This is a genomic window from Acidovorax sp. Leaf191 (assembly GCF_001424425.1).
Lineage (GTDB): Bacteria > Pseudomonadota > Gammaproteobacteria > Burkholderiales > Burkholderiaceae_C > Acidovorax.
In genome coordinates this window covers 1-13574 of sequence record NZ_LMPT01000008.1, presented here as the reverse complement: position 1 = coordinate 13574, position 13574 = coordinate 1, and the positions used below count along the sequence as shown (strand labels likewise).

Sequence of the window (13574 nt, the reverse complement as noted above, 5' to 3'; positions counted from 1 at the left end):
CCGCCGGACCGGCACGATCACGCCTGCACCACGCAGCACGGGGAGTGCCCTGCGTGCGGTCCGCCAAGGCCTGCCGCAGCGGCCAGGATGCGGGGCCGGTCAGCGGCCGGCCGCAGCGGGCGCACCGATCTCGCGCACCAGCCGCATGCCCACCAGGGTGTAGCGTGTCTCCGGGCTGTTCCAGTTGCGGTAGCCGCAGCGCGCATAGAACGACCATGTGTGCCACGAGCCCCCCCGGCGCACGCGCACCGAGCCTTCCGCCGGGCCCTGCGGGTCGTCGGCCGGCGACTGCGCGTAGTAGTCATCGCCATGCCAGTCCGACACCCATTCCCAGGCATTGCCCAGCATGTCATGCAGGCCGAAGGCGTTGGGCTGGTAGCTGCCCACCGGTGCGGTGAATGCGTGGCCGTCGTTGCCTGCCAGGGCGTGCTGCTGCCAGCGGGGCCACAGGGGCGCGGCGGCCTGGTCGAAGACGTTGGCCGACCGCACCAGGCCCTCGGGGTCGTCGCCGTGCGGGTAGCGGGTGCGGGTGCCCGCACGGCAGGCGTATTCCCACTCGGCCTCGGTGGGCAGGCGGTAGCGGTGGCCCTCGGTGCGGCTCAGCCAGGCGGCCAGGGCCTGGGCGTCGTTCCAGGTGACGTTGACGACCGGGTGGTCATCGCCCTGCGCAAAGCCGGGGTTGCGCCAGGAATAGCGCGGGTCGCGTCCCTCGAAGGCGTCGCCCCGGCGCGTGGTGGCCGGGTCGTACTGCGCGTTGTAGCCGTACCCGCCGGTGCTGTCCGCCACCGACTCAGGCACGTAGCCCGAGGCCTCGAGGAAGCGCCGGAACTGGCCCACCGTGACCTCGTGCTGCCCCAGGTAGAACGCGCGGCGGATGCGCACCGTGTGCGCGGGTTGTTCGTCGGCCAGGTCGGTGAAGCGCTTCGCCTCCAGCGTGGGGTAGGAGCGGGCCAGTGTTTCGGGGGGTTCGACGCCCCCCATCGTGAAGCTGCCAGCGGGCACCTGCACGAACACCATGCCCAGGCTGTTGGTCCATGTGTTGGCGGGTGCTGCAGCGGTAGTGGTGTTGCCCGCGCTGGCCTTCGGACCCGGATATGCAGCGCAGCCCGCCAGTGCGGCGGCCAGCGCCACGCACCCGGCAGCCCGGACGGACCGTCTCATGGCTGGCCGTTTTGGGATTCGCTCACGCATTCAAAGACCAGGCGCGAGCCGTCGTTGCGCAGCAGCTTGGGGAACAGCATGAGCTTTTGGCACTCGCGCGTGGCGGCACCGTAGGCGGGCGCAGTGTCCGTGCCGTACACCGGCACGCTGAAGGTGCGGTCCCGGCCCGAGGCCATGGCCGAGGAGGGGCGGGTGGTGGCGGCGTTGCAACCCGCCAGCAGGGCGACTACGCAGAGCGAGGCGCTCAAAAGCTTCATGGCATCTCCAGGTCCAGCGGACAGATGGAGCCAGTTTAAGCACAACACGGGGCCCGACGCCATGGCACGCGCGCCGCATGCGGTGCGCCTCTCAGGGTGTCTACCGTGTGCAGAACGGGCCATGGGAGATACAGTGTGTTACACGCAATCGGGCACAAAAGCATCGCATTCCATCGCGTGAAGAGGGGCAGGGGATGGCAACCAGTCGGATACCGGACGGGTCGAAGGATGCGTGGCAGTCCTGGGCGCTGCGGGTGCTGGCTGCGCTGGTGCTGCTGGCACTGCTGCACCTGCTGCCCGTGTGGACGCCCCTGGAGCGGCTCGAGTACGACCTGCTCAACAGCCTGACCGCGCCGGTGCGCCCGGACGCTGGCGTACTGGTGGTGGGGATCGACGAGCCCAGCCTGGCCGAATTGCAGCAGTCGCCGCCGTTGCCGCGCCGCCTGCACGCCCAGTTGCTGGACGCGCTGGCCACCGCAGGCGTGGCCGCGGTCGGGGTGGACCTGCTGCTGGCAGAGCCGCAGTCCCCCGCGGACGACGCCGCCCTGGCCCGCGCGCTGCAGGGCCGCATGCCCGTGGTGCTGGCCAGCGCCGAGGTGGCGGTACAAAGCTCGCAGGTGGCGCAGTACCGGCAGACCCTGCAACCCATCTTCACCCAGGCGCCGCACGGCAGCGTGGGGGTGGCGGTGGACGACGATGGCGTGCTGCGCCGCGCGCCCCTGGGCAGCGATGCGTTCTGGCGCGTGCTGGCGCACGCTGCCGGGCGCCCTGTCACTGCGCCGCCGCCGGGTGCGCTGATGCGCCACTACGCGCCCGAAGTGGCGCTGCCCTACGCCCACTACAGCCAGGCCCTGGCGCCTGGCAGCCGCTTGCCGGCCGGCGCGCTGCAGGGCCGGCTGGTGCTGCTCGGCCAGAACACGCCGGTGGGCGGGGTGGACCAGTTCACGACACCGCAGCGGGTGCTGGGCGGGGGCACGCAGTCCGGTGTGTTCGTGCATGCCACGGCCCTCATCAACGGCCTCACGGGCGACTGGATCGTGCCCGCGCACCCGGGGGGGCCTGCGCTGCAGGCGCTGCTGGCCGTGGCATTCGCCGCGTGGGGCACACGCCGCTGGAGCGGCTGGCGCGCAAGCTGGCTCACCGTGGCGCTATCGCTGCTGGCGTTGATCGGCACCTTCTGGGCGTACCTGCTGGGTGTGTGGTGGAGCGCGCTGCCCACGCTGGCCGGCCTGCTGCTGCACCTGAACGTGGGGGCGGCCGGCAGCTACTGGCGCGAGCACCGCCGCCGCGAGCAGTTGCGCGGCGACTTTGCACGCTATGTGCCGCCTGCGGTGGTGGACGCGCTGGCCGCTGCGGGCGCGGCCAGCGTGGCCGTGCAGGGCGAGCGCCGCGTGCTCACGCTGCTGTTCTCGGATTTGGCGGGCTTCACCGCTGCCAGCGAGCACCTGCCGCCCGAGTCCGTGGCGCATGCGCTCAATGCCTATTTCTCGCGCATGACGCACTGCGTGCACCAGCATGGCGGCACGCTCGACAAGTTCATCGGCGATGCCGTCATGGCTTTCTGGAATGCACCCTTGCCCGAGCCCGACCACGCCGAGCGCGCGCTGGCGTGCGCGCAGGCCATGCAGGCCGAGATGCTGGCCCTGCGTGCCGCGTGGCAGGGCACGCCGTTCGGCGAGGTGCGGTTGCGCATCGGCCTGCACACGGGCGAGGCGGCAGTGGGGCACCTGGGCTCGCACCAACGTTTCACCTACACCGCGGTGGGCGACGCGGTGAACACCGCCGCGCGGCTGGAAGGTGCGAACAAGGCCTTTGGCACCGGCATCCTGCTGTCGGCTGCCACGCGCGCGGCACTTCCCCCGGACAGCGCCGCGCTGCGGCACCTGCTGTGGCTGGACACCGTGGTGCTGGCCGGGCGCAGCGCGGGCATCGATGTCTACACCCCGTGCGACGACGCCGCGCTGGCGCAGATCAGCTTGGCGCTGCACCGCCAGGTGCTGGCCGGTGATGGGAACGGTGCGCTGGAGTGCTGCGCGCAGTGGCAGGCGCAGGCCAGGCAGCACGCGCCGCAGTGGGTTGCGCACGCCGCGCAGTGGCGCGAGCGGATTGCGATGTGGGTGCAAGACCCGCCGCCGGCGCGGGCCCAGGGCGGCGGCGTGAAGGCGGGCGACGCCGGCCTGCCCCCGTCCCCGTCCCCGTCCTCGTCCCCGTCACCGTCACCGACACCGACACCGACACCGACACCGACACCGACACCGACACCGACATGGGGGCGGGGGCCCGCGCGCTCGACAAGTCCTGAGTCCTGAAGCTCCGTGTCAAGAAAGGCCCGTCCCATGCGAACACACCGCCGCGTCTCGATGACCCCTTTGGGCCTGGCCGTCGCCGCACTGGCAGGCCTCGCAGGCCCCTCTGCCTGGGCCCAGTGCGCTGGCGTGGCCGCGGTGCCCGGTGTTGCCGCCGCGCAGATCGTCGCCCTGGCCGGGCAGGGGCAGACGCGTGCCCCGGGCGTGGAGCCCTGGTCGCCCGCCGTGCTGGCGCAGCAACTGGGCAGCGGGGCCGACGTGCGCACGCTGGCGCTGTCATCGGCCGCGCTGCTGCTGGCCGACCGCACGCAGATCCGCATGGCGGCCCAGGCGCAGGTGCGCCTGTGCGAATCGCAGCCCGCGCGCACGGTGCTGGAGCTGGCCGCGGGCCGCCTGTGGGCCCGCACCAAGAAGACCCCCGCATCGCTGCAGCTGCAGACCCCTGCAGCCCTGGCCGTGGTGCGCGGCACCGACTGGGACGTCCAGGTGGATGCCCAGGGCCGTACCACGCTCACCGTGCTCTCGGGCCTGGTGGAGCTGAGCAACGCGCAGGGCAGCGTGCAACTGGGCCCTGCCGAGCAGGGCTACGTGGAGCCTGGCCAGGCCCCCGTCAAGCGGCTGCTGGTACAGCCGCGTGAACGGGTGCAGTGGGTGGCGGCGTACCCGGGCGATGCCACGCGCTGGGCCGAGTTCGCGGCACCCGGCCTCGCTGGGCCCCTGCAGGCCGTGCGCGCCGACCTGCGCGGCGGCCAGTGGTCGCGTGCCCGCGACCGGTTGCTGGCGCTGTCGGCGCGCGGCGAAGGGGGCGCGGTGGTCGAACTGGTCCTGGCCGACCTTGAGGTGTTTGACGGCGAACTGCAAGCCGCCCAGGCGCGGCTCGCAGCCGCGTGGCAGCGCCTGCGCGACCCGCGCACCGCGGCACGCCGGGCCGAGTTGCTCATGGCGCTGGACCGGGGCGAGGTGGCCCGCGCCTGGATCGCCGAGACCCGGGCCACCTCACCCGACGCGGTGGAGCTGCTGCTGGCCGATGCCGACTGGCACCGCCTGGACGGCCAGGGTGATGCCGCCCTGGCCCTGTACCGGCAGGCGGCAGACCGCGCGCAGGGCGACGCGCAGCAAGCGGCGGCGCTGTGGGGCCTGGGCCGTGCACAGCAGGAGCGGGGCGACCTGCATGCCGCCCGCACCACCCTGGCGCGGGCCGTGGCGCTGGCACCCGACCACCCGGTCTACCGCGCGGAGCAGGCCACGGCGGACACCGAGGCGCTGCGGCTGGCCGACGCGCACACTGGCTTTGATGCCGCCCTGGCCTTGGCGGGCGACGACTACACCAGCCTGGCCGGTGCCGGCCTGCTGGCGCTGCAGCAGGGCGATGCCGACGCCGCGCGCACGCAACTGCTCAAGGCGCTGGTGATCGAGCCCCGCTATGCCCGCGCCCAGGTGTGGCTGGCCGTGGCCGAGTACCGGCTGGGCGAGCTGGCCGCGGCCTTCGACTCGCTGGACCGGGCTCGGCGGGCCGACCCCCACGACCCGCTGCCCTGGCAGATCGAATCCATCCTGCGCAACGACAGCGGCCAGCCCGAGGCCGCGATTGCCGCCGCGCGCCAGGCGCTGGTGCTGCTGCCGTACCTCAAGTCGCTGAACCCGCTGGCATCGGACAGCCAGGGCTCGGCCAACCTGGGCAAGGCGCTGGGTGATTTCGGGCTGGAGCACTGGGCACGGGCCTATGCGCAGCAGTCGTACTACCCGCTGTGGGCGGGCAGCCACTTCTTCATGGCCAACCGGTACGAGAGCAGCTTCAGCCGCAGCTCCGAGCTCTACCAGGGCTACCTGGCCGACCCATTGGCCTTTGGCGCGAGCGAAAAGCAGCCCCCTTTGCTGCGCACCACGGGCAGCGAATGGCTGGCCGGCGCCAGCGCACAGCGCGGCCCGGTGCACGATGCGGGCGTGGCCGACCTGGGCCACCGGGGCCTGGCCGCAGCGCCCGTGCCGGTGGCCTGGCGCGTCGGCATCGAAGGCCAGCAGCAGGACCCGCGCGACGGCACCGGCAGCTACCGGCTGCTGTCCTCGGGCGTGCGCATCGGTGTGGGCATCAAGCCCACGGACCGGCTCAGCCTGCTGCTGCTGCACTTCGAGGACCGCACCCGCTACGCCGTGCCGGGCGGGCTGGTCGACAGCGACGGCGTCGTCTTCAACACCCAGGCGCGCAGCCCCACGCGGCGCTCGGACGTGGGCGGCGCGTGGCGCTGGTCGGCCGACGAGCAGACCTGGTTCAAGGCCGGGCGCGCCAGCTACGGCGACAGCAAGGCGCTGCAGCAATCCCTGGTCGGCGCATACGACGAGCGCAGTGCCGACACGGCCGACAGCCTCATGCTGCGCCACACGGTGCAGCATGGCGCCCAGCGCTGGAGCGGGGGCTGGGAGCGCAGCCGTGTGCGCCTGGGTTTCCACCGTGCGTACTCGCTGGTCACGCGCAGCGAGGACTCCGACCTGCGCTTCGACATGCCTTGGCTCGCGCTCGAGACCACCCACGGCCCGTGGACCTGGCATGCGCAGGCGTCGTGGCCGCGCTTTGACATGCACTACCGCGCCCGCGTGTTGGCGGGAGCCTCCGGCGAGGACCTGCGCGCGCCCGTGCTGGACCAGGGCGGCCACCCCCGGCGTTGGTTGCCGCGCCTGGGCGTGTCGTACCGCTTCGGCCCCGGACGCGCGCTGCACGCGGCCTACATCGAGAGCATGCATGCCCCGGCGGCCAACACGCTGGCACCCGTGTCGGTGGGCGCCATTCCCATCGACCACCAGTACCAGATGCCGGGAAGCCTGGTGCGCAAGAGCGCCGTGCAACTGGACTGGGAGATCGACGCTCGCACCTTCGGCTATGCCAGCCTGTCGCAGCAGACCATCGCCAACGCCATGTACACGGACGGCAGCCTGCTGTACATGCCCAACGTGTTGGTGGGCGAGCGGGTGGAGTCGCTGGGCCCGCTGATCCAGACCGCCGAGACCGCCGTGGACGCCTACAACGGCACCCCCCTGTTCGACAAGGGCCGGCTGCGGCAGGCGGGCGCGGCGCTCAATCGCATCCTGACCCCGCGCTGGAGCCTGCTGGCGGGCTACACCTGGGCGCAGGCGCGCAACACGGGCGACTGGGTGCCGGGCAACGCGCTGCCGGGGTTCCCGCGGCACACGCTGGTGCTGGTCAACGTGTGGCGGCACGGCGGGCGCGACTACACCTATGGCTCGCTGGTGTACCGCAGCACCCGCTTCACCACCGTGCTCAATGGCCGCAGCGAGGCGCCGGGCTGGAGCCTGGCGCTGGCCCATTCCATGGACCTTTCGGACCGGCGGTGGTCGCTGATCGGCTCGGTGCAGGCGCCGCTCGACGGGCGGGACAAGCCCACGCTGTGGATGCGCGTGCGGTATCGGGACTAGACGTCGGGTGTTTTTGGCCGCTGGCGCTTGTCCATCGAGCGCCAGCAGCTATCAAAAAGTGAGCGCTCCGGCCGCGCAGGCCGGAGGCTTCACGCCGCCGCTTCGGCCAGCGCGGCCAGCGCCGCGGACACCTGCGCATCGGCCACGCCCTCCACGGGCGCGATGTGGCCCGCGAGCGCGCCCAGGCCTTCGCGCTGCAGCCGCGCGATGGCCTGGCCAGCCTCCTTGGGCGCATCGAAACCGGTGCTCTGCAGCAGCAGGCGGCCATCGGCATCCACCAGCTTGAAGTAGAACTTGCCGTCGGCTTCGCGGTACTGCTTGAACGAGGGCAGGGCGGCCTTCGCTGCCTTGGCGGGCTTGGCTGCGGTGGTGGCCTGCGCCAGGCTGCGCAGGCCCACGGCCGAGCGCAACTCGCGGATGAACGGCGTGGCCAGGGCGCGGGCCCGTTCGGCGCCGGCCAGCAGCGTGGCTTCGATGCGGGCGGGGTTGTGGATCAGCTCCTCGTACTGCGCGCGCATGGGTGCGATCACCTGGTCCACGCGTTCGAGCAGCGTGCTCTTCGCGTCGCCCCAGGCAATGCCGTCGGCATAGGCCTTGCGCAGCGCCTCGGTCTCTTCGGGCGTGGCAAAGGCCTGGTAGATCTGGAACAGGGCCGAGCCGTCCACCTCCTTGGGCTCGCCGGGCGCGCGCGAGTCGGTCAGGATGCCGCCGATCAGCTTCTTGAGCTGGTCGCGCGAGCTGAACAGCGGGATGGTGTTGTCGTAGCTCTTGCTCATCTTGCGCCCGTCCAGGCCGGGGAGCGTGGCCACATGGTCGTCGATGGCGGCTTCGGGCAGCACGAAGTGCTCGCCGTACAGGTGGTTGAAGCTCGCGGCCATGTCGCGCGCCATCTCGATGTGCTGGATCTGGTCGCGGCCCACGGGCACCTTGTGCGCCTTGAACATCAGGATGTCGGCGCCCATGAGCACCGGGTACATGAACAGGCCCGCCGTCACGCCGTCGTCGGCCTCGCGCCCGGCAGCGAGGTTCTTGTCCTGCGATGCCTTGTAGGCATGGGCGCGATTGAGCACCCCCTTGCCGGTCACGCACGACAGCAGCCAGTTGAGCTCGGGAATCTCGGGGATGTCGGACTGGCGGTAGAAGGTGACGTGGTCGGGGTTCAGGCCCGCCGCCAGCCAGCTGGCCGCGATCTCCAGCGTGGAGCGCTGGATGCGCACCGGGTCCTCGCACTTGATCAGCGCATGGTAGTCGGCCAGGAAGTAAAAGCTCTGCACGTTGGGCGACAGGCTGGCCGCGACCGAGGGGCGGATCGAGCCCACGAAGTTGCCCAGGTGGGGCGTGCCCGTGGTGGTGATGCCGGTGAGAAAACGCGTGGTGCTCATGGGGACGGTGTCAGCAAAAAGGGAGGGAAGAATCAACGCAACAGGGCTGTGAGCGGGGTGAGCAGAAACTGGATGACGGTATAGCCCACCGACATCAGCGGGCGCAGCCACAGCGCGCCCACCACACCCGCCACCACCAGGGCCAGCACGATGAAGAAGCCGTAAGGCTCGATGCGCGAGACCATGTGCGCCTGCTTCCAGGGCAACAGGCCCACCAGGATGCGCCCGCCGTCGAGCGGCGGCAGCGGAAACAGGTTGAAGGCCCACATCACCAGGTTGACCAGCACGCCGGCGCGCGCCATCTCGATGAAGAAGCGTTCGTCCACACCCGAGCCCACCAGCGCCACCAGCAGCACGGCCCAGCCGATGGCCTGGATGAAATTGGACGCCGGCCCGGCCAGCGCCACCCAGATCATGTGCCGCTTGGGGTTGCGCAGGTTGCCGAAGTTGACTGGCACCGGCTTGGCGTACCCGAACAGGAACGCGCCCGAGGTCGCGAAGTACAGGAGCAGCGGCATCAGGATGGTGCCGACCGGATCGATGTGCTTGAGCGGGTTGAGCGTGATGCGCCCCATCATGTACGCGGTGTTGTCGCCGAAGTGGCGCGCGGCGTAGCCATGGGCTGCCTCGTGCACCGTGATGGCAAACAGCACCGGCAGGGCGTAGATCAGAACGGTTTGGATGAGATTGGAGATGTCCACCCGTCGATTGTCTCAGACGCACGCAACACGCCCACGCGGCCAGGGGAAAGCCCAGGCCGTGCAGGAAGGGTGATGCGGTTGTGCGACAGCGTTACACCCTCCGCGCTCAATCGTTGATAGCATGTGGTACGGAGTAACAAAATGCATCGCAGGTTTGGGGTGCTGTTTCTCGTTGCGCTGCGGACCATACTCATACAAAACACCCTTTCGGAGACATCCCGTGCCCCTGGATCACCTCAAAATCGGAACCCGCCTCGTACTGGCCTTTGGCGGCATAGCGCTGCTGATGGCGTTGATCATGGGCATGGGTTTGTCGCGCATCAGCCGCGCTGAAGACGCTTACCGCAGTGCAGTGTCCACCGCCGCGGACGGCGAGCGCGCCGCCAAGTCCACGCAGGCGCACGAGCACCTGTCCGGTGCACGCTCGTGGATCGTGGGCGGCGGCATCGCGGTGTTCGCACTGTCGCTCGTGGCCTTCCTGACCCTGCGCAGCGGCATCGTGAGCCCGCTCAACCAGGCCATCCTGATCGCCGAGACCGTGGCGTCGGGCGACCTGAGCCAGGAGTTCAGCTCCGACCTCGAAGGTGACTTCGGGCGGCTGCTCGACGGCATGGGCACGATGGAGGACACCCTGACCGAGCTGGTCTCGCGCATCAAGCAAAGCACCGACTCCATCACCGCATCGGCCGCCGACATCGACCGGGGCAACAGCAATTTGTCGCGCCGCGCCGAAGACCAGGTGTCGTCCCTGACCGAAACCGCCGCCAGCATGGAAGAACTGACCGCCACCGTGCGCCAGAACGCCGAGCGCGCACATTCGGCCAGCGGCCTGGCCGTCAAGGCATCGGCCATCGCCGAGCAGGGCGGCTCCGTGGTGGGCGAGGTGGTGCAGACCATGCAGGCCATCAGCGGCAGCTCGCGCAAGATCGTGGACATCATCCAGGTGATCGAAGGCATCGCTTTCCAGACCAACATCCTCGCCTTGAACGCAGCGGTGGAAGCCGCCCGCGCGGGCGAGCAGGGCCGCGGTTTTGCCGTGGTGGCCAGCGAAGTGCGCAGCCTGGCGCAGCGCAGCGCGGTGGCCGCGCGCGAGATCAAGGCGCTGATCAGCGCATCGGTCGAGCAGGTGGAAAGCGGTGCGGGCCAGGTGGGCAAGGCCGGCAAGACCATGGAAGAGATCGTGGTTGCCGTCGGCCAGGTCAGCACCCTGCTGGGCGAGATTTCGGTGGCCCTGCGCGAGCAGAGCGAGGCCATCAGCCATGTGAACGCCGCCGTATCGCACATGGACGGTGCCACGCAGGAGACGGCGGCCCTGGTGCAGAACGCGGTGGCCACGGCCTCGGCGCTGTCGGCACAGGCCAGCGATCTGGAGCAGGCGGTCGGCGCGTTTAAGTTGTAGGCCCCCTGAGCCGCTGCGCGGCTTCCCCCTCAGGGGGACGCCACCCCTGGACTGGCGGAGCCAGATCCACGGTGGCACTGGCCTTGGGCCGCGCCAGTTTTGGGCGCTGCAATCCAAAAAAGGACTCTGAGGCTCAGCACGGTCTGCACAGGCGCAGAGGAGGGTCCGAGACCTTGGTTCTACAACCCCAGCGCCTGCAAACTTCCGCGGCCTTCGCGGATGACTTCGGGGTCTCCGCCGGTGCCCATGGGGGTCAGGTCGATCACGGTGGTGGGCTCCAGGGGGCAGGCGCCGGCGTCCACGATGGCATCGAGCAGTTTTTCGTAGCGCGCGCGGATGTCCTGCGGGTCGTTCAGGGGCTCGGTTTCGCCCGCGGGGATCAGCGTGGTGGCCAGCAGCGGGGCGCCGTGCAGCTCCAGCAGCAGTTGCAGGCCCTTGCGGTCGGGCACGCGCAGGCCGATGGTCTTGCGCGAGGGGTGGCTCACGCGGCGCGGCACTTCCTTGGTGGCTTCCAGGATGAAGGTGTAGGGGCCGGGCGTGCCCAGCTTGAGCAGGCGGTACTGCCGGTTGTCCACGCGGGCGTAGTTGGCCAGCTCGGACAGGTCGCGGCACAGCAGCGTGAGGTGGTGCTTGTCGTCCACCTGGCGGATGCGGCGCAGGCGGTCCACCGCGTCCTTGTCGTCCAGGTGGCAGACGAGTGCGTAGCTCGAGTCCGTGGGTACGGCCACGATGCCGCCCTTTTGCAGCAGCAAGGCGGCCTGCTTGAGCAGGCGGGGCTGGGGATTGTCGGGGTGGGCTTCAAAATACTGGGCCATGGTGGGGCGCTCTCAAGGGTTCACAAAAATACGAAGTGCACGGCGCGCAACGGCCGACCCGCTGCAGTCGAGGCCAGTGCACCGCACAGTGCGGTCTCGGCCCTTCGGTCCGCCGACCGGGGCGTACCCCACGCTGCAGACGGCCGGTGGTGCACGCTGCGCCGCGCAGCGGCTGGCTGCGCCGCGCAGCGACTGGCTGCGCCAGGGCGGGTTCTATCGCTGGATTTTGTCGGCCAGCAACTCCCACACGGGGGTCAGCTGGCCCGGCAGCATCGGCAGCGTGCCCAGGTCGGTGTGCGATTCGTCGGGGCTGTGGAAGTCGCTGCCGCGCGAGGCGGCCAGGCCGAACTCCTCGGCCATCGCGGCGTAGGTCACGTATTCGGGCGCGCTGTGGCTGCCGGTGACCACCTCCACGCCGCGCCCGCCGTGCTGCTTGAATTCGGAAAACAGCGCGAACTCTTCATTGGCGCTGAACTTGTAGCGGGCCGGGTGGGCGATCACCGCCATGCCACCGGCCTCGGTGATCCAGCGCACGGCGTCGCCCAGCGCTGCCCAGCGGTGCGGCACGTAGCCGGGCTTGCCTTCGGTCAGGTACTTGCGAAAGACCTCGGGCGTGTCGCGGCAGACGCCGGTTTCCACGAGAAAGCGGGCAAAGTGCGTGCGCGAGATCAGCGCGGGGTTGCCCACGAACTGCAGGGCGCCCTCGTAGGCGTTGTGGATGCCCACCTGCGCCAGCTGGGCCGCCATGTCCTTGGCGCGTTCGCCGCGCCCGCCGCGCGTGGCGGCCAGGCCGTCGACCAACTGGGCGTTGTCGGGGTCGAACCCCAGGCCCACGATGTGCACCGTGGTGTCGGCAAAGGTGACGGAAATCTCGACGCCCGTGAGGTAGGGCATGCCCTGGGCGCGCGCTGCGGCCAGGGCGCGGTGCTGGCCGCCGATCTCGTCATGGTCGGTCAACGCCCACAGCTCGACCCCGTTGGCCTTGGCGCGGGCGGCCAGGTCTTCGGGCGTGAGGGTGCCATCGGAAACAACGGAATGGCAGTGCAGGTCGGCGTTGAGAATGGTTGTCACCGGTTCATTTTAGGGCTTGTACCGATAACGCGCGCTGCCGAACCCAGCAACACTGCCAGTAGGGGCATGGGCCCATGCTGCGCACCGGTGCCTTCGGCGTCGCCGCAGCGGCAGCGCGATGATCCGCGCTGCGCCAAGGAGTGAGCATGAAATTCAACGACCTGCGCGTGGCCCACAAGATGTGGAGCGTTGTTCTCGGTCTGCTGGCACTGATGCTGGTGACCACCCTGTGGACCCAGTGGTACGGCCGACAGGTCTCCGCCGCCACCGAGCAGTCGGTCGACAAATACGAGGAAGCGATCACCACCGCCGTGACCTGGCGGGGCCTGGCCGAGGTGGCGGTGACCATGTCGATGGCCAGCTTCGTCACCACCGACCAGGCCCTCAAAGCCGATTTCGATGCCCGCGTGGCGGCGCTGACGGCGCGCATCACGCCAGTGCAGGAGCAGATTGGCAAGACCTCGGTGTCCGCAGCGGACAAGGCCGCACTGGCCAACGTGGCCGCCGCGCGCGCGGACATCCGGGGCCAAACCGACAAGCTCAAGGAGCTGACCGACGCGGGCGATGCCGCCGCCAAACAGGCGTACCTGGCCAGCACCTACCGGCCCAAGGCCGTCGCGTACCTGGAGTCCATCGACAAATTCGTGGCCGCGCAGCAACTGCAGCGCGACGAGGCCGTGAAGGCCGCCCGTGACACACGGGGCAATCTGGTGGTGATCGGCCTCACGGCGGCGGTGGGCGTGGTGCTGCTGGGCATGCTGATGGCATCGCTCCTGGTGCGCTCCGTCACGCGGCCGCTGGACCGTGCCGTGCTGCTGGCCGAGGCGATCTCGGCGGGCGACCTGACCCAGAACATCCACGACGACCGCAAGGACGAGCTCGGCACGCTCACCCGCGCGCTGTCGGCCATGTCCGAACGTTTGCGCGGCGTGGTGGGCGAGGTGCGCACGGGCGTCAATTCCGTGTCCTCGGCATCGGTGGAGATCGCCAACGGCAACCACGACCTGTCGGCCCGCACCGAAGATGATCTTGATGTCATGCGCCTGCAGCCAG

10 protein-coding genes are annotated in these 13574 nt (G+C 70.3%); 4 read left to right on the top strand and 6 right to left on the bottom strand.

Translation table 11 applies throughout. The features are described from left to right. Positions 1–99: 99 nt before the first annotated feature. Together ASG27_RS07580 and ASG27_RS07575 are read right to left on the bottom strand one after the other, a co-directional pair. Positions 100–1161 (bottom strand): formylglycine-generating enzyme family protein, encoded by a 1062-nt coding sequence (locus tag ASG27_RS07580; RefSeq protein WP_056416441.1) that lies wholly within the window; start codon positions 1159–1161, stop codon positions 100–102. Then, the gene (locus ASG27_RS07575) at positions 1158–1418 is read right to left on the bottom strand and encodes a hypothetical protein (RefSeq protein WP_056416438.1); all 261 of its coding nucleotides are present in this window, start codon (positions 1416–1418) and stop codon (positions 1158–1160) included. Before ASG27_RS07575 ends, ASG27_RS07580 begins: the two co-directional genes overlap by 4 nt. Before the next feature lie 194 nt (positions 1419–1612). Between ASG27_RS07575 and ASG27_RS07570 the strand changes: the two genes are divergently transcribed. Both ASG27_RS07570 and ASG27_RS07565 read left to right on the top strand, forming a co-directional pair. Next, positions 1613–3727 (top strand): adenylate/guanylate cyclase domain-containing protein, encoded by a 2115-nt coding sequence (locus ASG27_RS07570; protein WP_162240437.1) that lies wholly within the window; start codon positions 1613–1615, stop codon positions 3725–3727. A gap of 27 nt (positions 3728–3754) precedes the next feature. Then, on the top strand, positions 3755–7153 hold the full coding sequence (locus tag ASG27_RS07565; RefSeq protein ID WP_082485882.1) for a FecR domain-containing protein: 3399 nt from the start codon (positions 3755–3757) through the stop codon (positions 7151–7153). Between the two features lie 89 nt (positions 7154–7242). Here ASG27_RS07565 and ASG27_RS07560 read toward each other — a convergent pair whose 3' ends face one another. After that, positions 7243–8535 carry a tryptophan--tRNA ligase gene (locus ASG27_RS07560; RefSeq protein ID WP_056416430.1) on the bottom strand — a complete coding sequence of 431 codons (1293 nt, stop codon included), beginning with the start codon at positions 8533–8535 and terminating at the stop codon, positions 7243–7245. A gap of 32 nt (positions 8536–8567) precedes the next feature. Continuing rightward, a complete protein-coding gene (locus ASG27_RS07555) occupies positions 8568–9236 on the bottom strand; it encodes a site-2 protease family protein (RefSeq protein ID WP_056416426.1) in 669 nt (222 codons plus the stop codon). A 220-nt stretch (positions 9237–9456) separates the two neighbouring features. Here ASG27_RS07555 and ASG27_RS07550 point away from each other — a divergent pair, with 220 nt between their 5' ends. Then, positions 9457–10635 carry a methyl-accepting chemotaxis protein gene (locus tag ASG27_RS07550; RefSeq protein WP_056416423.1) on the top strand — a complete coding sequence of 393 codons (1179 nt, stop codon included), beginning with the start codon at positions 9457–9459 and terminating at the stop codon, positions 10633–10635. A 179-nt stretch (positions 10636–10814) separates the two neighbouring features. Here ASG27_RS07550 and ASG27_RS07545 read toward each other — a convergent pair whose 3' ends face one another. Together ASG27_RS07545 and ASG27_RS07540 are read right to left on the bottom strand one after the other, a co-directional pair. After that, complete coding sequence (locus tag ASG27_RS07545) at positions 10815–11450, bottom strand: L-threonylcarbamoyladenylate synthase (protein WP_056416419.1); 636 nt, start codon at positions 11448–11450, stop codon at positions 10815–10817. A gap of 213 nt (positions 11451–11663) precedes the next feature. After that, a complete protein-coding gene (locus tag ASG27_RS07540; RefSeq protein WP_056161763.1) occupies positions 11664–12521 on the bottom strand; it encodes a 3',5'-nucleoside bisphosphate phosphatase in 858 nt (285 codons plus the stop codon). A gap of 146 nt (positions 12522–12667) precedes the next feature. Between ASG27_RS07540 and ASG27_RS26585 the strand changes: the two genes are divergently transcribed. Further along, a partial coding sequence (locus ASG27_RS26585) for a HAMP domain-containing protein (protein ID WP_156388132.1) occupies positions 12668–13574 on the top strand: 907 nt, incomplete at its 3' end.

Coding starts and splice junctions, on each gene's coding strand:
- ASG27_RS07570 (WP_162240437.1), top strand. CDS start 1,613: ATGGCAACCAGTCGGATACCGGACGGGTCGAAGGATGCGTGGCAGTCC.
- ASG27_RS07575 (WP_056416438.1), bottom strand. CDS start 1,418: ATGAAGCTTTTGAGCGCCTCGCTCTGCGTAGTCGCCCTGCTGGCGGGT.
- ASG27_RS07560 (WP_056416430.1), bottom strand. CDS start 8,535: ATGAGCACCACGCGTTTTCTCACCGGCATCACCACCACGGGCACGCCC.
- ASG27_RS07580 (WP_056416441.1), bottom strand. CDS start 1,161: ATGAGACGGTCCGTCCGGGCTGCCGGGTGCGTGGCGCTGGCCGCCGCA.
- ASG27_RS07545 (WP_056416419.1), bottom strand. CDS start 11,450: ATGGCCCAGTATTTTGAAGCCCACCCCGACAATCCCCAGCCCCGCCTG.
- ASG27_RS07565 (WP_082485882.1), top strand. CDS start 3,755: ATGCGAACACACCGCCGCGTCTCGATGACCCCTTTGGGCCTGGCCGTC.